16 protein-coding genes are annotated in these 20,419 nt (G+C 76.9%); 3 read left to right on the forward strand and 13 right to left on the reverse strand.

Annotated features, from left to right (window positions below):
- Positions 1-17: 17 nt before the first annotated feature.
- Genes RCG67_RS03435 through RCG67_RS03445 form a run of 3 tightly spaced genes read right to left on the reverse strand, consistent with a single transcriptional unit; the run spans position 18 to position 3,204 of the window.
- Positions 18-1,289, reverse strand: a complete 1,272-nt coding sequence (locus tag RCG67_RS03435) for a galactokinase (RefSeq protein ID WP_368824833.1) — start codon at positions 1,287-1,289, stop codon at positions 18-20.
- Positions 1,286-2,422 (reverse strand): galactose-1-phosphate uridylyltransferase, encoded by a 1,137-nt coding sequence (galT, locus tag RCG67_RS03440; protein ID WP_368824834.1) that lies wholly within the window; start codon positions 2,420-2,422, stop codon positions 1,286-1,288. The genes RCG67_RS03435 and galT overlap by 4 nt, the downstream gene beginning before the upstream one ends.
- A complete protein-coding gene (locus RCG67_RS03445) occupies positions 2,419-3,204 on the reverse strand; it encodes a DeoR/GlpR family DNA-binding transcription regulator (RefSeq protein WP_368824835.1) in 786 nt (261 codons plus the stop codon). The genes galT and RCG67_RS03445 overlap by 4 nt, the downstream gene beginning before the upstream one ends.
- A 253-nt stretch (positions 3,205-3,457) precedes the next feature.
- Here RCG67_RS03445 and RCG67_RS03450 point away from each other — a divergent pair, with 253 nt between their 5' ends.
- Positions 3,458-5,275, forward strand: coding sequence for a glycoside hydrolase family 13 protein (locus RCG67_RS03450; protein ID WP_368824836.1), 1,818 nt, complete (start codon positions 3,458-3,460; stop codon positions 5,273-5,275).
- A gap of 47 nt (positions 5,276-5,322) precedes the next feature.
- Positions 5,323-7,701, forward strand: a complete 2,379-nt coding sequence (locus RCG67_RS03455; RefSeq protein ID WP_438612636.1) for a DEAD/DEAH box helicase — start codon at positions 5,323-5,325, stop codon at positions 7,699-7,701.
- Positions 7,702-7,705: 4 nt separating this feature from the next.
- On the opposite strand, the gene RCG67_RS03460 is transcribed toward RCG67_RS03455, so the two are convergent.
- From RCG67_RS03460 to ssd, 7 genes are all read right to left on the reverse strand, one after another.
- Positions 7,706-8,146, reverse strand: coding sequence for an Rv3654c family TadE-like protein (locus RCG67_RS03460; RefSeq protein WP_438612633.1), 441 nt, complete (start codon positions 8,144-8,146; stop codon positions 7,706-7,708).
- A 22-nt stretch (positions 8,147-8,168) separates the two neighbouring features.
- The gene (locus tag RCG67_RS03465) at positions 8,169-8,495 is read right to left on the reverse strand and encodes a TadE family type IV pilus minor pilin (RefSeq protein WP_368824839.1); all 327 of its coding nucleotides are present in this window, start codon (positions 8,493-8,495) and stop codon (positions 8,169-8,171) included.
- A 295-nt stretch (positions 8,496-8,790) separates the two neighbouring features.
- The gene (locus tag RCG67_RS03470) at positions 8,791-9,090 is read right to left on the reverse strand and encodes a DUF4244 domain-containing protein (RefSeq protein ID WP_368824840.1); all 300 of its coding nucleotides are present in this window, start codon (positions 9,088-9,090) and stop codon (positions 8,791-8,793) included.
- Positions 9,091-9,335: 245 nt separating this feature from the next.
- Positions 9,336-9,896 (reverse strand): type II secretion system F family protein, encoded by a 561-nt coding sequence (locus tag RCG67_RS03475; protein WP_368824841.1) that lies wholly within the window; start codon positions 9,894-9,896, stop codon positions 9,336-9,338.
- Positions 9,893-10,657 carry a type II secretion system F family protein gene (locus RCG67_RS03480; protein ID WP_368824842.1) on the reverse strand — a complete coding sequence of 255 codons (765 nt, stop codon included), beginning with the start codon at positions 10,655-10,657 and terminating at the stop codon, positions 9,893-9,895. Before RCG67_RS03480 ends, RCG67_RS03475 begins: the two co-directional genes overlap by 4 nt.
- Positions 10,654-11,859: a TadA family conjugal transfer-associated ATPase gene (locus RCG67_RS03485; RefSeq protein WP_368824843.1), complete on the reverse strand. Its 1,206-nt coding sequence runs from the start codon at positions 11,857-11,859 to the stop codon at positions 10,654-10,656. Before RCG67_RS03485 ends, RCG67_RS03480 begins: the two co-directional genes overlap by 4 nt.
- The gene (gene ssd, locus RCG67_RS03490) at positions 11,856-12,941 is read right to left on the reverse strand and encodes a septum site-determining protein Ssd (protein ID WP_368824844.1); all 1,086 of its coding nucleotides are present in this window, start codon (positions 12,939-12,941) and stop codon (positions 11,856-11,858) included. The genes RCG67_RS03485 and ssd overlap by 4 nt, the downstream gene beginning before the upstream one ends.
- A gap of 144 nt (positions 12,942-13,085) precedes the next feature.
- Here ssd and RCG67_RS03495 point away from each other — a divergent pair, with 144 nt between their 5' ends.
- Positions 13,086-14,834, forward strand: coding sequence for a bifunctional 3'-5' exonuclease/DNA polymerase (locus RCG67_RS03495; RefSeq protein ID WP_368824845.1), 1,749 nt, complete (start codon positions 13,086-13,088; stop codon positions 14,832-14,834).
- 79 nt (positions 14,835-14,913) lie between these two features.
- Here the strand turns inward: RCG67_RS03495 and RCG67_RS03500 are convergent, their stop codons facing one another.
- From RCG67_RS03500 to nth, 3 genes are all read right to left on the reverse strand, one after another.
- Complete coding sequence (locus RCG67_RS03500; RefSeq protein WP_368824846.1) at positions 14,914-18,621, reverse strand: nSTAND1 domain-containing NTPase; 3,708 nt, start codon at positions 18,619-18,621, stop codon at positions 14,914-14,916.
- A gap of 109 nt (positions 18,622-18,730) precedes the next feature.
- Positions 18,731-19,420: an NUDIX hydrolase gene (locus RCG67_RS03505; RefSeq protein ID WP_157571242.1), complete on the reverse strand. Its 690-nt coding sequence runs from the start codon at positions 19,418-19,420 to the stop codon at positions 18,731-18,733.
- 86 nt (positions 19,421-19,506) lie between these two features.
- The gene (nth, locus tag RCG67_RS03510) at positions 19,507-20,382 is read right to left on the reverse strand and encodes an endonuclease III (protein ID WP_368824847.1); all 876 of its coding nucleotides are present in this window, start codon (positions 20,380-20,382) and stop codon (positions 19,507-19,509) included.
- Positions 20,383-20,419 lie beyond the last annotated feature (37 nt).

A 20,419-nucleotide genomic window follows, 5' to 3' on the forward strand; every position in this document is an offset into this window, starting at 1 on the left:
GCCCCGGGCGGGGCCCGTCACCGCACCCGGCCGGCCCCCTCCCCCGGAACGACGGCGAAGACGTCCGGCGCCCGGCGGCCCGCCTCCGCGAAGGCCTCCGCGACCGCGCTCCGCACCCGGTCCGCCCGCTCCTCGGGCACGAGGGCGATCGCGGACCCGCCGAAGCCGCCGCCGGTCATCCGGGCGCCCAGGGCCCCCGCGGCGAGGGCGGTGTCCACGGCCAGGTCCAGTTCCGGGCAGGACACCTCGTAGTCGTCCCGCAGCGAGGCGTGGGAGGCGACCAGCAGCTCCCCGATGCCCCGGACGTCACCGGCCCGCAGCCGCTCGACGGTCTCCAGCACCCGGCGGTTCTCGCCGAGCACGTGCCGGACCCGGCGGGCGGTCTGCTCGTCGAGCGCGGTCAGCTCGGCCTGCTCCGGGACGTCGCGCAGGGAGGCCGCGCCGAGGGCGGCGGCCCCGCGCTCGCAGGCGGCGCGGCGGGCGGCGTAGCCGCCGTCGGCGTGGGAGTGGGCGACCCCCGTGTCCAGCACCAGCACCGTCAGCCCGTGCTCGGCCACCGGCAGCGGCACGAGCTCGGCTGCCTGGGTGCGGCAGTCCAGGAACAGCGCGGCTCCCGCCCGGCCCCGCAGCGAGGCCGACTGGTCCATGATCCCGGTCGGGGCGCCGACGAACTCGTTCTCCGCCCGCTGCGTCAGCCGCGCCATCGCGGGGCGGTCCAGGCCCAGCCCCAGCAGGTCGTCCAGCGCCACGACGGTGGCGACCTCCACCGCGTGGGAGGAGGACAGGCCCGCGCCCACGGGGACGGTCGAGTCGAGCAGCAGCTCGAAGCCGGGGACCCGGACCCCGTCGAGGCCGGCGAGCACGTGCACGACCCCGGCCGGATAGGCCCCCCACCCGGGGACCGTCCCCGGGCGCAGCTCCGGGATCCGGAACCGGGCCCGGGACAGCCCGGAGCCGTCCGGGGCCCAGGTGGAGGCCAGGTCGACGACGTCGTGCCCGGCCGGCTCCCGTTCCTCGCCGTGCCCCGGTCCGGGCTCCTGCCCGTGCTCCGGCGCCGGCCCGGGATCGCGGCGCAGCCGGACGGCGACCATGGCGGAGCGGTCGATGGCGAACGGGAGCACGAAGCCCTCGTTGTAGTCGGTGTGCTCCCCGATGAGGTTCACCCGGCCCGGGGCCCGCCACACCCCGTCGGGGACGTGGCCGTACACCTCGGCGAAGCGCCGGGCGAGCTGCTCGGCCCGGACGGCGTCGTCGTGCGCGGGCGGCGGAGCGGTCTGTCGGCGGGTCATCGTGCGGCCTCCCTCAGGCGTGCGGCGGTCTGCTCGGCGGTGACGTCGTTGATGAACGCCCCCATGGCGGCCTCGGAGCCGGCGAGGAACTTCAGCTTGTCCTCGGCCCGGCGCGGGCTGGTGAGCTGCAGGTGCAGCCGGCCGGCCTCCCGGTCCGCCGCGTCCACGGGGGTCTGGTGCCAGGCGGCGATGTAGGGGGTCGGGGTCGTGTAGAGCCGGTCGACGCGCTTGACCAGGTCCTGGTACACCACCGCCAGCTCGTCCCGCTCGGGCCCGGTGAGCGCGGCGAGGTCCGGCACCTGCCGGTGCGGGACGAGGTGGACCTCCAGTGGCCAGCGCGCGGCATAGGGCACGAACGCGGAGAAGTGCTCGCCCTCGATCACCATCCGGTCCCCGGAGGCGGTCTCGTCGGCCAGGACCTCCCCCATCAGCGCCCGTCCCGTGGCGGCCAGGTGGGCCCTCGAGCGGGCGGCCAGCCGGGCGGCGTGCGGAGCCGGATAGGGATAGGCGTAGATCTGCCCGTGCGGATGGTGCAGGGTCACGCCGATCTGCTCGCCGCGGTTCTCGAAGGGGAAGACGTGCCGGACGCCGGCCATGGCCGAGAGCACCTCGGTGCGCTGGGCCCAGGCCTCCACCACGGTGCGCGCCCGCTCGGGAGGCAGGGACGCGAAGGAGCCCTGGTGCTCGGGGGTGAACACCACCACCTCGCAGCGCCCCACGGCCGGGGACGGGGCGCCCCACAGGGACCGCTCCCCCACCAGCCGCGGGTCCGGCAGTTCGGCCAGCTCCGGACCCAGCGAGGGGAAGCGGTTCTCGAAGACGACGACGTCGAAGTCCTCCGCGGGGATCTCCGACTCCCGCCCGCCCGCGCTCGGGCACAGCGGGCACTGGTCGGCCGGGGGCAGATAGGTGCGCGCCTGCCGGTGGGCGGCCACGGCCACCCACTCCCCCGTCAGCCGGTCGAAGCGCACCTCGCCGCCACCGGACCGGGCGTCGAGGGGCCTGTGGTCCACGACGTGCTCCACGGGCGGGGTGCCGCGGTCGCAGAAGAACACGGCTTCCCGCCCGTCGGCGAGGTGGTGAGTGCGGTGCGCGAGGGTCCCGGCGCGTCCGGTGGGCAGGGGAAGTGTCATCGGACGGGCTCCAGTCGCAGGTCGGGGACGTGCTGGTTCAGGGTCTCGCGGTCCGCGGCGTCGAGGCCGTCGTCGGTCACGACGGTGTCGACCTCCTCGAGACCGGCGATGCGGTGCAGACCGGACAGACCCCACTTGGTGGAGTCGGCCAGCACCACGCTGCGGTCGCAGCGCTCCAGGAAGAGGCGGTTGATCTCGGCCTCCATCATGTTCGGGGTGGTCAGCCCGTCGCGCACCGACAGCCCGTGCACGCCCAGGAAGCACAGGTCCACGTGCAGGGTGCGCAGGGCCGCAGTGGCCAGCGGGCCCACCAGGGCGTCCGAGGGGGTGCGGACGCCGCCGAGGAGGACCACGGTCTGGCCCGTGGCCGGCGCGTCCTGGAGCACGTCGGCGATGCGCGGGGAGTTCGTCACCACCGTGATCCCGGAGACGCGGCGCAGGGCGCGGGCCAGGGCGAAGGTGGTGGTCCCGGAGTTCAGCGAGACCGACATCCCGGGTTCCACCATGGCCTCGGCCGCGGCGGCGATCGCGGCCTTCTCCGGCAGCTGCAGCTCGGACTTGTGCGGAAAGCCCGGCTCGGCCGCGGAGGACCCCGCGGGCAGCTTCGCCCCGCCGTGCACCTTCTGCAGCTCCCCGTCCCGGGCCAACCGGTCCAGGTCCCGGCGCACCGTCATGTCCGACACGCCCAGCTCGGCGACCAGGTCGGCGACCCGCACGGCGCCGGCCGCGCGGACGCGGTCGAGGATCTCCCGCCGCCGGCGGTCGGGAAGCATCTCGGTCATCGTGTCTCCTGGTTCCGGCGGACGCTCCGGTGCGGTGCACCCGAGGCGTGGCAGTGCACAGTTCGGGTGCACCGTGTTCATCTCAACACATTTCTTGTACGAAAGTGTTGACCTCTGCTCGGTGTCGCCGGAGGAGGTCGTTCGAGCAGACTGGGTCGGTACCGAGACCGGTCCCACCGGAGCGACGGCACCGTCCCGGGTGCCGGCCCCTCCCTCGACCGGCCGTCCGCGGCACGACCCGAGGAGCAGTCGAATGAGCACCGATCACCAGCAGCAGGACATCACCGCCCAGCGCCCCGGCACCGCCCAGCGCCCCGGCACCGGCAGCGGCGCCGGGGACGTCCCCGCGTGGTGGACCGACGCGGTCGTCTACCAGATCTACCCGCGGTCCTTCGCGGACTCCGACGGCGACGGCATCGGCGACCTCGGCGGCATCATCGCCCACCTGGACCACCTGCAGGACCTGGGCGTGGACGTCGTCTGGCTCTCACCGATCTACTCCTCCCCGCAGGACGACAACGGCTACGACATCAGCGACTACCAGGACATCGACCCGGTCTTCGGCACCCTCGAGCAGTTCGACGAGCTGCTCGCCGCGGTGCACGCCCGCGGCATGAAACTGGTGATGGATCTCGTGGTCAACCACACCTCCGACGAGCACCCGTGGTTCGTCGAGTCCCGCTCCTCCCCGGACTCCCCCAAGCGGGACTGGTACTGGTGGCGCGCCCCCCGGAAGGGGATGGAGCCCGGCGCCCCGGGCGCCGAGCCCACGAACTGGCAGAGCTTCTTCTCCGGGCCGACCTGGGAGCTCGACGAGGCCTCGGGCGAGTACTACCTGCACCTGTTCTCGGCCAAGCAGCCGGACCTCAACTGGGAGAACCCCGAGGTGCGCCGGGCCGTGCACGCCATGATGCGCTGGTGGCTGGACCGCGGCGTGGACGGCTTCCGCATGGACGTCATCAACATGATCAGCAAGGACGTCGCCGAGGACGGTCACCTGCACGACGGGCCGCCGGTGGACGGGACGCCCTGGGGCGACGGCTCGGCGTCCTACCTCTGCGGCCCGCGGATCCACGAGTTCCTCCAGGAGATGCACCGCGAGGTCTTCGCCGGCCGGGACGCCGAGCTCATCACGGTGGGCGAGATGCCCGGGGTCACCGTGGAGCAGGCCCAGCTGTTCACCGACCCGGCCCGGGCCGAGGTGGACATGGTCTTCCAGTTCGAGCACGTGGGCCTGGACCACGGCCCCGGGGGCAAGTTCGACCCGCGCCCGCTGCGCCTGACGGACCTCAAGGCCTCGCTGGGCCGCTGGCAGGAGGGCCTGGAGGAGGTCGGCTGGAACTCCCTGTACTGGAACAACCACGACCAGCCCCGTGCGGTCTCCCGCTTCGGCGACGACGGCCCCGAGCACCGGGTGGCCTCGGCCACGTGCCTGGCCACGCTGCTGCACCTGCACCGCGGCACGCCCTACGTGTACCAGGGCGAGGAGCTGGGCATGACCAACGCGCCGTTCGACACGATCGAGGACTTCCGCGACATCGAGTCGGTCAACCACCACCGCCACGCCGTGGCCGCCGGGGCGGACCCGGAGACCGTGCTGGCCGGGCTGCGCTGGTCGAGCCGGGACAACGCCCGCACCCCGGTCCAGTGGACCGGCGGGGAGCACGCCGGGTTCACCACCGGCACCCCCTGGATCGCGGTCAACCCGAACCACCACGAGGTCAACGCCGAGGCCGCCCGGGCCGAGCCGGGCTCGGTGTTCCACCACTACCGGCGCCTCATCGGGCTGCGGCACACCGAGCCCGTGGTCGCCCTGGGCGACTTCACCATGCTGCTGCCCCGCCACGAGCAGGTCTACGCCTTCACCCGGCGGCTCGACGACGTCGAGCTGCTGGTGCTCGCCAACGTCTCGGGCGAGCCGGTCCGTGCCGACCTGCCCGCCGGCTGGGCCGGCGCCGAGCTGCTGATCGGCAACCGTCCCGGCGTCGTCGCCCCCGGCGAGGAGGGGCTGCTGCGGCCGTGGGAGGCCCGCGTGCACCGGCGGACCCGGGAGGCCGCGCGGCAGTCCTGAGGGCCCGGCCCGCCCCCGTGCACCGCCGTCCCGGCGGCCCGCCCTCCATGGGCCCGCCGGGACGGCGGTGGCACAATGAACCGGTGCCGTCCTCCGACCACGACTCCCTGATCCCCCTGCTCGGCCGCGGCGACGCGCCGGAGCAGGTGCGCCACGTGCGGGAGCTCCCGGACCGGGACGCCGTGACCGCGCCGTGGCCCGAGCATCTCCATCCGGACGTGGTCGCGGCCTACGAACGGCTCGGCGTGCACGCGCCGTACCTGCACCAGGTCCAGGCGGTGCTGGCCCCCCGGCACGTGGTGGTCGCCACGGGCACCGCCTCCGGGAAGTCCCTGGCCTACCAGGCGCCCGTGGCCGACGCCGTGCACCGCGGCCGGCTCGCGGCGCTGGCCCATCCGGGCATGCTCCACCACCCGGACGAGGCCACGGCCCTCTACCTCTCCCCCACCAAGGCCCTGGCCGCCGACCAGCTCAAGGGCCTGGACGCCCTCCGCCTCCCGACCCTGCGCGCCGCGACCTACGACGGCGACACGGACCCCGCGGAACGCCGGTGGGTCCGGGACCACGCCGACGTGGTGCTGTGCAACCCGGACATGCTGCACTACGGGGTGCTGCCCAACCACGCGCGCTGGTCCCGGTTCTTCCGCCGCCTGAAGTACGTGGTGGTGGACGAGGCCCACTCGTACCGGGGCGTCTTCGGCTCGCACGTGGCCAACCTGATGCGGCGGCTGCGCCGGATCTGCCGCGCCTACGGCGCGGACCCGGTCTTCATCGGGGCGTCCGCGACCTCCTTCGAGCCGCACGCCTCCTTCGCCCGCCTCGTCGGCGTCCCGGAGGCCGAGGTGACGCCGGTGACCACGGACTTCTCCCCGCACGGGCCGGTCACCGTGGTGCTGTGGGAGCCGGAGCAGACGGACGGCGGCGGCGAGAACGACGCCCCGGTGCGCCGCACCGCCCTGGCCGAGACCGCCGACATGCTCACGGACCTGGTGCTGCACCAGGTCCGGACCATCGCGTTCATCAAGTCCCGCCGCGGCGCGGAGACGATCGCCCAGATCGCCCACCGCCAGCTGGAGGAGGTCGACCCCTCGCTGGCCCACCGGGTGGCGGCCTACCGCTCCGGGTTCCTCCCCGAGGAGCGGCGCGAGCTCGAGGAGGCGCTGCGCGACGGGCGGCTGCTCGGGATCGCCAGCACGTCCGCCCTCGAGCTGGGCATCGACGTGGCCGGGCTGGACGCCGTGGTCGTGGCGGGGTGGCCCGGCACCCGGGCGTCCTTCTTCCAGCAGATCGGCCGGGCGGGCCGCGCCGGGCAGGAGGCCCTGGCGGCCTTCGTGGCCGGCGACGACCCCCTCGACACGTACCTCGTGAACCACCCGGAGGCGATCTTCGACGTGGACGTCGAGGCCACGGTCTTCGACCCCTCGAACCCCTACGTGCTGGCCCCGCACCTGTGCGCGGCCGCGGCCGAGCAGCCGCTGCGCGCCGAGGAGGTGGCCGGCTTCGGGCCCACGGCCCCGGAGGTGCTCGGCTCCCTCGTGGCGAGCGGGCACCTGCGCCGCCGCCCGAACGGCTGGTACTGGACGCACCCGGAGTCCGCGGCAGGAATGGTCTCGCTGCGCTCGGACGGCGGCGGGCCGATCCGGATCATCGAGACGGACACCGGTGCGGTGCTCGGCACGATGGACGCCCCGCAGTCCCACTACCAGGCCCACCCGGGGGCCGTGTACGTGCACCAGGGCCGGACCTACATCGTGGACGAGCTGGACGAGGCGGGCTCGGTCGCCGCCGTGACGCGGGCGCACCCGGACTTCTACACCACCGCGCGGGACGTCACGCAGGTGAGCGTGGTCGCCGAGGAGCGCTCGGAGCACTGGGGGCCGGTGACCGTCCACTTCGGCCAGGTGCAGGTCACCACGAAGGTGGTCTCGTTCCAGCGCAAGGCCGTGGTCTCGAACGAGGTCCTGGGCGAGGAGCCCCTCGACCTCGGGGCCCGGGACCTGTTCACCAAGTCCGTGTGGTTCACCGTGCCGGGTCCCGTGCTGAGCGGCGCGGGGATCGAGGAGCCCGACGTGCCCGGGGCGCTGCACGCGGCCGAGCACGCCGCGATCGGCCTGCTCCCGCTCGTGGCCTCCTGCGACCGCTGGGACGTGGGCGGGCTCTCCACGGCGCTGCACGCCGACACGGAGCTGCCCACGGTCTTCGTCTACGACGGCCACCCCGGCGGCGCGGGCTTCGCGGAGCGCGGCTACGCCACGGCCGTGGCGTGGCTGCGCGCCACCCGGGAGGCGATCTCCTCGTGCGAGTGCGAGCACGGGTGCCCGTCCTGCGTGCAGTCGCCCAAGTGCGGGAACCGGAACAACCCCCTGGACAAGGCCGGCGCGGTGCGGCTGATCGACGCGGTGCTGCAGGACGCCCCCGGGACCTGAGTCCTCACGGAGGGCCCGTGGCCTCCGGCGGCCCCGCCCGGGACACGCCGCGGGCGGACCCGATCCGGGCGAGCGGCCCGTCGAGGGCCACGGTGGTGCGCACGTCGACGACGACGCGCTCCGGCTCCACGAGCTCGCACTGCTCGAGCCGCGCCCCGTTCTCCCGGGCCACGCGCTCGGCGGTGCCGCACGGGTCGCCGGCCACCAGGCCCCGGGCGGTGTCGGCGGCGGCGAGCGCCGCGAGGTCGGCGGCCTTGCCGGCGCGGTGGGTCGCGATGCCCGCCTGCGCGAGCAGCAGCACGGTCAGCAGCAGCACGCCCAGCACCAGGGTGAGCGTCAGCGCGTGCACTGTGCCGCTCCCCAGGTCGCCGTCCCGGTCACGACCGCGGCGGCGCCCCCGCGGGCCCCGCGGCACCGGGCGCTCAGCCACCGGGCTTTCAGACATCAGGCACTCAGTCACCGTGCGCTCAGCCACTGTGTGCACCGGCGGCCCCGGCTCCCTCGGTCTCCGCGGCGGCGTCCGCGCGCAGCTCCCAGCCACCCCAGGTCCCGAGGACGCCGGGGGCGGGGCCGGTGACGGTGACCGTCGCCGTCCCGCCGCCCCCACCCAGTCGGACGGCGGCGTCCTCCCCGGCCACGCGCAGCGCCGTGGCGCGGACCACGGCGGCGCTCTCGCCGCGGGCGGCGGCCCGGGCCGAGGCCCGCGCCGCCTCCTCGTACCGGATCAGGGTCATCCCCGCCGCGGCGGCGGCCAGGAGCACGGCCAGGAGCAGCACGATCGCGGGCAGGAGCACGGCGGTCTCGGCGGTGACGGCGCCGCGGTCCGGCGCTGGGGGCCGCGACCGGGACCCGGGAGAGCACCAGGGGATGGATCGGGAGCGGAGACAGGAACGGGTCCCGGGACGGGACCGGGAACGAGCCCGCGAGCGCGGACCGGCGGCTGGACGGGAACGGGGTCGGTCGGCGGTCATGGCGGTCTCCTCGGGCGGGACGGGGTGCGTGGTGGCGGGGGCCGGGCGGAACGGAAAAGGCCCGCCCGCAGGGGCCGCGGCACCGGGTGCGGCGCCGCGGTCCCTGCGGGGCGGACACTCAGACGCCGAGCGCCTTCTCGACGATCGCGGTCAGGAGCTCGCGCACCTGCCCGGAGGACAGCACCGCGGCCATGACGCCGCCGAAGGCCGCGGCGGCGAGCACGACCATGGCGTACTCCACGGTGGTCGCGCCGAGGTCCGCGTCCCCGGTGCGGGCGGGCGGGCGCGGCGGCGCCCCGGTGGTCCCGCGGACGGACGGCGCGGCGGGGCGGGCCCCGGTGACGGTCCGCGGGGCGAGCCCCGGGAGGCTGCGGCGCTTCCGCGCGGACCGGGGCCGGGAGATCTGGAGCTGGGACATGACGTTCCTTTCGAGCAGGACGAACAGGACGAACAGGTGCAGGACGGGGTGTGCTGGACGAGCCCCACCGGACGGTCCGCACGGGACGAGCGCGTGCGGACGCGGGACGAGCAGTGCAGCACGGCGGTGCGGCACGGGAGGCTCGGCGGCGCCGGAGCGCTCCCGGAGGCCGCGCACGGCGTGGACCCGGTGCGGAGCGGGCGCGGTCCCCGCGGTCGGGGGCCCGCGGCTCCGGGCGCGGCGTGTCATCCGAACACCTCGGGGACGAGCCCCAGCACGACCGGCAGGACGCCCCAGCAGACGAAGGCCGGCAGGGAGCACAGACCCAGCGGCAGGACGAGCTGGACCGACAGCGACTCCGCGGCCCGCTCGGCGCGCCGGTAGGCCGCCCGCCGCACCTGGGCCGCCTGCGCGCGCAGGCTCCGGGCCGAGGGCGCCCCGGAGGTCGCGGTGAACGTGAGCGCCTCGCGGTAGTCGGCCAGGTGCGTGGGCAGCTCCCCCGCCGAGGCCCACGCCGTGTGCCACGGAAGCCCCAGCCGCAGCCGGGCGCCCACCCCCTCCAGCACGACCCCGGTGGCGTCCCTCCGGCTCCCGCCCAGCACGGCCACGGCCTCCCCGAGGGGCAGGCCGGCGTCCAGCATGGCGGCGGTGAGCTCCACGAGGACGCCGGCGGAGACGTCCGTGCCGGGCGGCCGGCGGGCGGCCGGCCCGGACGTCCCCCGGAGCCGGGCGCGGGACGGGAGCACGGCCAGCACCGCGGCGACCAGCAGGAGCAGTCCGGCAGCGGGTGCCGCGAGGGCGGTCATCGCGCCCCCACCGCCTCGGCGCGGCCGATCAGCGTGCGCGTCCACACCCGTCCGAGGCCCGTGAGCACCGCACCGGCGACGAGGGCGGCCAGCCCCCACGGGGTGGTGAGGAGCGTGCGCAGCGGGTCGACGCCCATGAGCATGCCCAGCCCGATCCCGAGCACCGGGAGCCACGTCAGGATCCGGACGGTGGAGCGGGGGCCGGCCAGGGCGGTGCCGCGTGCCGCCTCGGCGTCCAGCTCCGCCTCGAGGGCGTCGGCGAGGCCGCCGAGCAGCGCCGCGAGGGGCGCGCCGGTGCGCTCCGAGACCTCCCAGCACAGGCAGAGCTCGGCCGTGGTGGCGGCCGCCCGCCGCTCCAGCGGGCGGTGGCCGAGCGCCGGGGCGGGCACCGCCGCCAGGGCGGTCGAGACGCCCAGCCCCAGCCGGGCGGCGGCCGCCACGGAGGCGCACAGCGTCTCGAGGTGCCGGCCGGTACCCGTGCGGGGACCCCGGTCCCCGGCGGGGCCCGCGCCGTCGAAGGCGGCCGCCGGGGAGCGGCCCGCCTGCAGCAGCGCGGCCAGCCGGCGCAGCAGCGCGATCCACTCGGCGGCCTCCGCCGCGGCGTCGCGCCGGAACCGGGCCTGCCACGGGACCGTGGGGACCGCGCCGGCGTGCGCCCGCGCGACCGACCGGACACGGTGGACCGGTCCGGCGAGCAGCGCCGCCGCGCCCCCGGCGAGGCACAGGCAGAGAGCCAGGGGGAGGACCGCGGTGGTGCTCACGGCCGCTGCCCCGCGGGTTCCTCGCCGGCGGCGGGCGCAGGCCCGAGCAGGGCGCACAGCCCGTCCCAGCCGGGACCGCGGCGCACCCCGTCGCGGTCCCGGAGCGCCGCCGGCACCGTGACGAGGGCGCCGGCGCGGTCCTCGAGCAGGGACACGGCCCGCACCTCCCGGCGTCCTCCCGCGCGCGCCACGTGCACGACCAGGTCGAGGGCGCTCGCGGCCTGCAGCGTGACGGCCTCCCGGCTCATCCCGGCCAGGGCGCCGAGGGCCGCGAGCCGGGCGGGGACCGCCTCCGCGGAGTTGGCGTGCACGGTTCCCGCCCCGGCGTGGCCGGTGTTCAGGGCCGTGAACAGCTCGCGGACCTCGGCGCCCCGGCACTCCCCCACCACGAGCCGGTCCGGCCGCATCCGCAGGGCCTGCCGGACGAGCTCCGCCAGGTCGATGCCGCCCGCGCCCTCGGTGTTGGCGTGGCGTGCCTGCAGGCCGACCACGTGGGGGTGCTCGGGGCGCAGCTCGGCGGCGTCCTCGATGAGCACGATCCGCTCGTGCTCGGGGACGCAGGAGAGCAGGGCGTTGAGCACCGTCGTCTTCCCCGCACCGGTGGCGCCGCTGACCAGGAAGCCGGCGCCCGCGCGCACGGCGCCCACCAGCAGCCCGGCGGTGCCGGGGTCGACGGTCCCCGCGGCCACGAGGTCCGGCAGGGACAGGGTCCTCGTGCTCCGGAAGCGGACGGAGAGCAGGGTCCCTCCCGTGGACACGGGCGGGAGGACGGCGTGCACCCGGTAGCCGGCGGCCGTCTGGACGTCCGCGCACGGGTGGGCGGCGTCGAGCCGCCGTCCCGCGGCGGTGACGAGGCGCACGGCCAGGGCGCGCACCTCGGCGTCGGAGCCGAAGGGGGACGGGACGCGCCGCACCCCGGACTCGGTCTCGAGCCACACCTGGTCCGGCCCGTTGACGTAGACGTCGGTGAGCCCGCGGTGCGGCAGCAGCGGCTCGAGGGGGCCGAGACCGGTCAGCTCGGCGCGCACGGCCTGCACCGCGCGCAGGGTGCCGGCGGCCCCGAGCACCCTGCCGCCGGCGCGCACGGCCTCGGCGATGTCGGTGTCCGTGACCGGACCGGGGGCGGACAGCAGCCGGTCCCGCACGTCGTCCAGCAGGGCGGGCGGCAGCGCGGGCGGCCGGCCGGGGAGCGCGGCGCTCACCGGGGGACCCCGGCGGCCTCGAGCAGGTGCGCCACGTCCCGGGCGAGCCGGCGGGAGCGGCCCGCCTCGAGCAGGCGGCCCGTCTCGGCGGCCTCCGGCACCGCGCCGGAGAAGCGCACGGAGCCCGCGACCGGCAGCCCGGTCGTGGCGGCGGCGAGGGCGTCGTCGACGTCGGCCACGTCGAGCCCCGCCGGGACCAGACGGGCCGTGGCGCCCGTCAGGAGGCCCGCGGCCCACCGGGCGGCCAGCACGCCGCGCACCGTCCGGGGCGTCAGCACGAGGACCTCGTCGCACAGGGCCGCGGTGTCCGCCGTGCCCGGCCCCGCCCGTCCCAGGTCCACGACGACGAGGGCCGCCGCCCGGCGCAGCGCCTCGAGCACGGCGGCGTACGGCGCGGCGGTCCCGTCCGGCAGGGACCGGTCCCAGGACAGCCAGCGCAGCTGCCCCGTCCGGGCCAGGGCCGGCCACAGCTGCTCGGCGTGCACGGCCCCGGCGATCCGGAGCAGGTCCGGCCAGCGCAGACCGTCCTGATCCTCGAGCCCCAGCAGGACGTCGATGCCGCAGCCCGCGCGGTCCCCGTCCACGAGGACGGCCGGCCGGTCCTCGTGCGCGGCCCGGTCGGCGAGCCAGCACGCCAGCGTGGAGGCGCCGGCCCCGCCCACGGCGCCGAGCACGCCCAGCACCCGTCCCGTGCCCGCGGGGCCGGCCGACCCGCCCGGGCCGGCCGTGAACAGGTCCGCGAGCCACCCGGCGGCGTCCGGCAGCACGGCCACGGCGCAGCCGCCGAGCTCGGCCGCACGGTCCCAGACCCCCGGGTCCTCGGGCCGGCCCACGAGCACCGTGCCGGGCCGGACCCGGCCCCGCACGGCATGGCGCACGTCGACGAGGTCGACGTCCGCGGTCGTGCCCGGCGGCGGCGCACCGGGCGGGTCGGCCAGCAGGTCGGCGCCGGCGGCGGCGCAGACGCGCTCGACCGTGGCGCGCAGCCCGGCGTCGTCGCTGACGAGGCGCACGGTGCGGGCACGGGCTCCGGGGGCGGGCAGCGGAGGGGCCGGGGCGGGGAGGTGGGCGGCGGTGCTCATGGCCCCACTGTCGGGGCGGCCGGGGCCAGGCCGTCGGCGGCCGGGGCGCCGCTGTGGACGGCGCACCGGGTCCCCGCGGGCCCGGTGGCGTGTGCAGTCCGGGCACCGGCCTAGCGTGACGGACCCGTGCAGGACAATGGGCGGATGCACATCGTGGTGGGACCAGCGCAGGACGGCGGCGGCGGGCACCGGGTCCAGCCCCTGACGGGCACCGGCGCCCCGGACGGCCCCGGGATCGACGTGCCCGCCGGGGAGCTGGCTGCGTTCGTCGCCGAGCGCGAGGAGACCGCCCGGCGGGACGGGTCCACCCCGCCGCGCTGGACCTGGGAGCGCACGGGCGCGGTCTATCCGCAGCTGCTGGCCGCCGGCGCCCGCGTGGAGCGCTGCCACGACCTGCGGCTGTGCCAGGCGATCCTGGCCACAGCCGCCACCGCCCACGGGTCCGGCGCCGGGTCCCCGCTGCCCTACGAGCCGGTGCTGGCCCCGCTGCCCGCCGACGAGGCCCCCGGGCTGCTCCCGCCGCCGTCCCCCGCCGAGGACCAGTCGAGCCTCTTCGACCTGCCCCGGGCCACGGGCCCCGGCACCGCGGCACTGGTCGACGAGCTGCGCGCGCAGCTCACCGCGGTGTCGGGCGCCGTGGACCCCCGCCGGCTGACCCTGCTCCTGGCCGCGGAGTCCCAGGGCGCGCTGATCGCCGCGGAGATGCAGCACGCCGGGGTGCCCTGGCGGGAGGACGTGCACCGCGCCCTGCTGGAGGACGCGCTGGGCCCCGAGCCGGCGCCCGGGGAGCGGCCCCCGCGGATGGAGGCGACCGTGGCCCGGCTGCGGGAGGCGCTGCACGCCCCGGGGCTCAACCCGGACTCCCCGCAGGAGCTGCTCAAGGCCATGCGGGCGGCGGGGATCGACGTGACGAGCACCCGGCAGTGGGAGCTCGTCGAGTGGGCGCGGGCCGTGCCCGGCCTGGCCGCCCGGCGCCAGGAGCTGATCGAGCCGGTCCTGGAGCACAAGAAGCAGGCCCGGCTGCTCAGCGCCAACGGGTGGCACTGGCTGGCCACGTGGGTGCGGGACGGCCGCTTCCGCCCGGAGTACGTGGTGGGCGGGGTGGTCACCGGCCGCTGGTCGGCCCGCGGCGGGGGCGCCCTGCAGATCCCGCACGTGGTGCGGGACGCCGTGCGGGCGGACCCGGGACGCGTGCTCGTGGTGGCCGACGCCGCCCAGCTCGAGCCGCGCGTGCTGGCGGCGCTGGCCCACGACGACGCCCTGGCCGCGGCGTCCCGCGGCCGCGACCTCTACCAGGCCATCGCGGACCTCGGCGAGGAGCGGGGCTCGGAGCTGACCGAGCGCCCGCAGGCCAAGGTCGCGATGCTGGGCGCGATGTACGGGGCCACCACCGGCCAGTCGGGCCGGCTCATGCCGCACCTCGCCCGGATGTTCCCCCGCGCCGTCGACTACGTGGAGCGGGCGGCGCGCGTGGGCGAGACGGGCGGGCAGGTGTGCACGCACCTGGGCCGCTGGTCCCCGCGGCCGGGCCCGGAGTGGGACGCGGCGCAGCGGGACACCGCCACCGCGGAGGCCGAGCGGCGCGCCGGGGCGATGGCCCGCGGCCAGGGCCGGTTCACCCGCAACTTCGTGGTCCAGGGCACCGCGGCCGAGTGGGCCGTGTGCTGGATGGGCGCCATCCGCTCGGCGCTGGCGCGGGAGGGCGTCGACGCGGAGCTCGTGTTCTTCCTGCACGACGAGGTCGTGCTGCACTGCGCACGGGAGGACGCCGAACGGGCCGCCGAGCTGGTCCGCGGCTGCGCCGAGCAGGCGGCCCGGCTGGTGTTCGGGCGGATCCCCGTGGAGTTCCCCGTCAGCGTGGCCGTGGTGGAGTCCTACGCGGACGCGAAGTGAGCCGCCCCCGGCAGAGGACCCGGCAGAGGGCCCAGCACGGGACTCGGCAGCCGGCTCCGCAGAGGACTCCGCACGGGACTCAGCACAGGTCCCGGTAGGGGGCGCCCGTCACGTGCCGGCGCCACTCGTCCTCGGTGATGGGGTCGCCCCGGTTGGTGCAGATCGCCTCGACCGCGTCCTCGGCGTCGACCAGCCAGCTGCGCACCACGCCGTCGTCGCCGGTGGCGACGAGGCGGTCCCCGACGAAGCGCACGTCGTTCATCCGGTCGCCGGCGGCGGACAGGGCTGCGTGGACCTCCAGGTCCGCGGCGCCCACGGTCCACATCCACACGAACTTGTCGCCGGAGGCGCCGGCCAGCAGGGCGCCGTCCTCGGAGAAGTGCAGTCCCTTGACGGAGGACAGGGCGTCCGAGGTCTCCGCCACCGGCCGGGGGTCGGCGGGATCCGTGACGTCCCAGAGGCGCACCCGGCCCCCCTCGGTGCCCACGGCCAGCAGCTCCTCCACCGGGGAGAACGCGATCGAGGTGGCGACGGAGTCGAGGGCCAGCTCCGCGGTGCGCCGCGGTGCGGTGGGGTCGGTGACGTCCCAGAGCTCCACGCCGTTCACGTCGTCGGCGGCGGCCAGGAGCGTGCCGTCCGCGTCGAAGCGCGCGGCCTCCGTGCCGCCGATCGGAATGCTCGCCACCCGCCGGACCGGTCCCTCCGGGGCGCGGCGGAGGAGGGCGATCTCGGCGCCGACCTCGGACCACGCCGCGATCGTGCCGCCGTCCGTCGTGACGTCGGTGCCGGTGACGCCCGCGCCGATGGCGTCGGCCCGCTCCGGCGCCTGCGGGCGCCCGTCCTCCAGGGGCCACACGAGGACGTCCCCGTCCTCCGTGCCCCCGGCCACGAACGAGGCGTCCGGGGCCACGGCCCCCGCGTACCAGAGGGCCTCCCCGGCGGGGGCCTCCGGGGGCGGCAGCGGCCGGGGGGACTCCTCCGTGACGTCGAAGAGGGAGACGATGTCGGGGCCGATGCCGACGGCGCTCAGCACGGTGTGCTCCCGGTCCACGGAGAGCTGGTAGACGGGCTCGCCCCGCCGCTCGATGACGGGTCCCCGCCGGTCCCAGGCGCGCGTGGTGCCGTCCTGCGAGGTGGTGAGCACCCGGTCGCCCACGCGCAGCGCGCTGGTGACCCGGGCGGCGGTGGGGAAGGAGTCCACGCGCGCGAGGTCGGAGAGCCGGTGCACGTAGGCGCTCTGGTCGAAGCTGGCGGCCACGACGTGCTCCCCGTCCGGGGTGAGGGCGACGTCGCTGATCCAGCTGCCGAAGTCCGTGATGGTCCCGGAGCGGGAGACCTGCTCCCCCTCGACGTCGTAGAGGCGCAGCTCGCGGGCGCTGAGCCCCGCGGCGAGGCGCGCGCCGTCGTCGCCGAGGTCCAGGGCCCGGACGACCCGCCCGGTCGGGACCGGGTCCAGGCGCTGCGCCCGGCGGCCGTCCGTGGCGTACCGGACGATCTCCCCGGACGTCCCGCCCGCGTACACGGTGCCGTCGGGCGCCGCCGCGAGGGCCAGGACGTCGGCGTCCTCCCCCAGCGCCAGGGCCGGCAGCCGCACGGGGGCGCGGGGGTCGTCGAGGGACCAGCGCAGCACCTCGCCGCGGGCCCCGGCCAGCAGCTGCCGGCCGTCGGGCGAGAGGACGACCGCGTTGACCGGCGTCCCCCCGTCCACGGCGAGGCCGCCCAGCCGACGGGCCGGGCGGTCGGTGACGTCCCACAGGCTCACGTGCCCGCGCCCGCCCACCGCCGCGAGGACGCGGCCGTCCACCGCGCGGAGGTCCACGTCGCTGAGCCCGGGGGCACCGTCGACCACGGCCAGGTCCTCCCGGTTCTCGTGCAGGCTGCCGCTGTCCCGCCACACGGACAGCCGGCCGTCCCCCGAGGCCCGGGCGACGACGGAGCCGTCGTCCAGCGCCGCGAGCCGGGACGCGCCGTCCGGGCCGAGCCACCGCTCCGGGGCGTTCACCGCGGTCGCGTCGATCAGGGCGGAGGTGCCCTCCCGGGTGGGGGCCATCCGGTAGGCCGCGAGGCTCAGCTGCGAGGCCAGGTTGGGCGACTCGCCCCGGATCCGTGAGGCCTCGAGCGCGGTCTGGCGGGAGAGCGCCTCGTCGCGGGCGGTCTCCGCGACGGTCTGGAAGCGCTCCGCCCGGAGGCCCAGGGCACCGGCCACCACGGCCGCGCAGACCGCCAGCGCCAGCAGGACGAGGGCCACGTGGCCGCGCCGCTCGATCTCCCGGGCGCTGCGCTTCTGCCGCTCCAGGGCGTCCTCGTAGTGGCGTTCGCTCTCCTCGAGGTACTCCCGCTCGGCCGGGCTCAGCAGCGCCTGCTGGCGCGGGTCCCCGGTCCAGTCCCGGAAGGACGCGAGCTGGCCCAGCGGGATCAGCGCAAGGGGATCGCGGTCGTTGGCCAGCCACATCTGCGTGGCGCGCTGCAGCTGCTGCCGGACGTAGAGGTCGCGGCGGCTGTCCTCGATCCAGCGGCTGAGCCGGGACCAGTGGTCCAGCAGGGACTCGTGGCTGAGCTGGATCTCGTCCCGGTCGATGGTCAGCAGCCGGGCGCGGGCGAAGTCCTCGACCACCGCCGCCCCGCCCTCCGGCAGCTCCTCCCGGAGCACCGGGGTGCGCACGACCGTGGCGGAGGTCCCGGTGCCCACCACGCGCACCAGCCGCAGGAACACAGCCCGGGCCACCTCCTGTTCACGCGGGCCCAGCCGGGCGTGCACCTCCTCGGCGCGGCGCTCCACGGCCTCCGTGATGCCGCCCGCCGCGTGGTAGTCGGCCACCGTCAGCTCCCGGGAGCGGGCATGCTCCCAGGTCCCGAGCATCGCCTGGGAGAGCAGCGGCAGCAGGCCCACGCCGACCTCCGTGCCGCGGGGGGCGACGTCCCGCAGGACCACCTCGACCAGGTCCGGGGAGACGCGGGCGCCGACCGCGGCCGCGGGGCCCACCACGATCTGCTCGAGCTGCTCCCGGGTCAGCGCGCCGAGCAGCACCGGCCGCTCCAGGGCGGCGCGCAGCTCGGCGTGCCGGCTGGCCGTGCCGAAGAAGTCCGCCCGCAGGCCGACCACGACCACCCGGTCCCGGCTCGCCGCGGCGAGCCGGTCCAGGAAGCGCCCGGGCTCCTCGTCGTCCCGGGCGCCCGTCCAGAGCTCCTCCAGCTGGTCGACGACGAGCAGGTCCGGTGCCGTCCCGACGGCCTCCGCGAGCCGGTGCACGGGGTCGAGGCCCGGGGTGGTGGCCACGGCGCTCCATCCGTGCAGGGGCCCGCCCCCGGCCCGCAGCCGGCCGAGCAGTCCGGCGCCCAGCAGCGAGGACTTGCCCGCCCCGGAGGCCCCGACCACGGCCAGGATGCGGGGCCCGTCCGCGTCGGCGAGCCGGGCCACCCGCTCGCCGAGCACGGCGATCTCCGCGGCGCGGCCGAAGAAGTGCGCCTCGTCCTCGGGACGGTAGGAGCGCAGGCCCACGTACGGGGTGGAGTCCGGCCGGACGGGGGTGCGGGAGCGGTTGACGTCCGCCCACCACAGCTCCGCCGGGCGCTCGTCGGTCAGCCCGAGGGCGTCCAGCAGGGCCGTGAACTCCCCGCGCAGGGCCGGTCCGGGCAGGTGCGCCCCGCTGAGCCAGCCCTGGATGGTGCTGGCGGGGACCCGGCACGAGGCCGCCAGGGCGCGCACCGACAGGCCGCGGCGGCGACGGGCGGCGCTGAGCTGCTCGGCGAGCCGGGGCCGTTCAGTGCCGGGTCGGGGCGAGGCCACCGGGAGCCTCCTGGGGGGGTCGTGGACACGGGGGACCCTGGCATCGTAAGGCGGCTTGCCGGTGCACCGGCAATGTTGCGCACCGGGGGCGTCATGCGCCCGGGACGTGCTAGAGCGGGGCGGGCCGGACCCGGCCGGCGTCCCAGGGCACGGCCCAGCCGAGCGCCGTGAGCACCCGGTCCAGGAGCACCCCGGTGAACCCCCAGACGGTCACGGTGGACGCGGTGCCGGCCACGGGGACCGTGAAGGCGGGCGAGCGGTAGGTCTGCCGCCCGCGCGTCACGGTGGCGGAGTGCCGGTTGGCCGGGTCGATGAGGTCCAGCACGGGGACGCGGAACACCAGGGAGGACTCGGCGTGGTCCACGACGTCCACCGGCGAGGACTCCCGCCACCAGCCCAGCACCGGGGTGACGAGGTGGTTGGAGACGGGCAGCGGCACCGGGGCGAGGGCGCCGAGCACCTCCACACCCCGCGGGTCCAGCCCGGTCTCCTCCTCGGCCTCGCGGACGGCGGCGCGCACGTGGGCGGCGCTGACCTCTCCCCCGGGCACGGACAGCACCTCGTGCAGGTCGCCGTCCTCGGGGTCCAGCCGGCCGCCCGGGAAGGCCACCTGGCCGGGGTGGGAGCGCAGCGTGGCGGCCCGCTGGACGAGCAGGACGTCGAGGTCCCGGCCCACCCCCTCCCCGTGCTCGGCGGCGCGCGAGGGCAGGTCGTCGAGCGCCCCGAAGAGGATCAGCACGGCCGAGCGGCGGTAGTTCTCGTCGATCCGGCCGATCCGCCACGGCTCGCGGTCCTCCATCTGCAGCAGCCGGCCGTTGCGGGCCACCCGCAGCAGGTCCTGGTAGGCGTCGCCCGTGCGCCGTCCTCCTCGCCCGTCGGTGCCGCTCACGAGCTCAGGGGCCAGCCGTCGGCCTGCAGCTCGGCCCGGGTCCGGCCGGCGAGGAACAGCTCCAGCAGCTCCTCCCGGCCCGGGGCGAACTCGTACTTGAGCAGCGCCGCCGCCTGGGCCGTGTCCGTGGGTCCCTCGCCGTAGGACGGGCAGAGGTCCGCGACGGGGCACACCCCGCACGCGGGCCGCCGGGAGTGGCAGATGCGCCGCCCGTGGTAGACGAGCCGCTGGGACAGGTCGGTCCAGTCGCGGGGCTCGAACAGCGCGGCGACGTCCCGCTCGACCTTGACCGGGTCCTCCTCCTCCGTCCAGCCGAAGCGGCGGGCCAGCCGGCCGAAGTGGGTGTCCACGGTGATCCCCGGGATCCCGAAGGCGTTGCCGAGCACCACGTTGGCGGTCTTGCGGCCCACGCCGGGCAGGGTGACCAGGTCCTCCAGCCGCCCGGGCACCTCGCCGTCGTGGTCGTCCACGATCTTCTGCGCGAGCGTCCGGATCGCCCGGGTCTTGGCCCGGTAGAAGCCGAGCGGGCGGATGATCTCCTCGATCTCCGCCTCGTCCGCCTCGGCGAGCGCCCGCGGCGTGGGACAGGCGGCGAACAGCCGCGGCGTGGTCGCGTTCACGCGCACGTCCGTCGTCTGGGCGGAGAGCACCGTGGCCACGAGCAGCTCGTACGGGGAGCGGAAGTCCAGCTCGGCGACCGCGTACGGGTACGCCTCGGCGAGCACCGCGTTGATCCGGCGGGCCCGCCGCTTGCGCGCCAGCGGGGACTCCGGCGCGCCGGTCCGGCGGCGCCGTGCGGCACCGGCGCGCGCCTTGGCGGGGTCCACGACGCGCAGGTGGGCGGGCGGACGGGGCACAGCGGGGAGGACCATGCCACGATTCTAGGCGGGGCCCCCGGAGCGCTTCCGT

The organism is Kocuria cellulosilytica (assembly GCF_040981245.1).
GTDB lineage: Bacteria > Actinomycetota > Actinomycetes > Actinomycetales > Micrococcaceae > Kocuria > Kocuria cellulosilytica.

Coding starts and splice junctions, on each gene's coding strand:
- RCG67_RS03450 (WP_368824836.1), top strand. CDS start 3,458: ATGAGCACCGATCACCAGCAGCAGGACATCACCGCCCAGCGCCCCGGC.
- ssd (WP_368824844.1), bottom strand. CDS start 12,941: ATGAGCACCGCCGCCCACCTCCCCGCCCCGGCCCCTCCGCTGCCCGCC.
- RCG67_RS03505 (WP_157571242.1), bottom strand. CDS start 19,420: ATGGAGGACCGCGAGCCGTGGCGGATCGGCCGGATCGACGAGAACTAC.
- RCG67_RS03460 (WP_438612633.1), bottom strand. CDS start 8,146: ATGTCTGAAAGCCCGGTGGCTGAGCGCCCGGTGCCGCGGGGCCCGCGG.
- RCG67_RS03495 (WP_368824845.1), top strand. CDS start 13,086: ATGCACATCGTGGTGGGACCAGCGCAGGACGGCGGCGGCGGGCACCGG.
- RCG67_RS03470 (WP_368824840.1), bottom strand. CDS start 9,090: ATGTCCCAGCTCCAGATCTCCCGGCCCCGGTCCGCGCGGAAGCGCCGC.
- RCG67_RS03435 (WP_368824833.1), bottom strand. CDS start 1,289: ATGACCCGCCGACAGACCGCTCCGCCGCCCGCGCACGACGACGCCGTC.
- RCG67_RS03455 (WP_438612636.1), top strand. CDS start 5,323: ATGGGCCCGCCGGGACGGCGGTGGCACAATGAACCGGTGCCGTCCTCC.
- galT (WP_368824834.1), bottom strand. CDS start 2,422: ATGACACTTCCCCTGCCCACCGGACGCGCCGGGACCCTCGCGCACCGC.
- nth (WP_368824847.1), bottom strand. CDS start 20,382: ATGGTCCTCCCCGCTGTGCCCCGTCCGCCCGCCCACCTGCGCGTCGTG.
- RCG67_RS03445 (WP_368824835.1), bottom strand. CDS start 3,204: ATGACCGAGATGCTTCCCGACCGCCGGCGGCGGGAGATCCTCGACCGC.
- RCG67_RS03475 (WP_368824841.1), bottom strand. CDS start 9,896: ATGACCGCCCTCGCGGCACCCGCTGCCGGACTGCTCCTGCTGGTCGCC.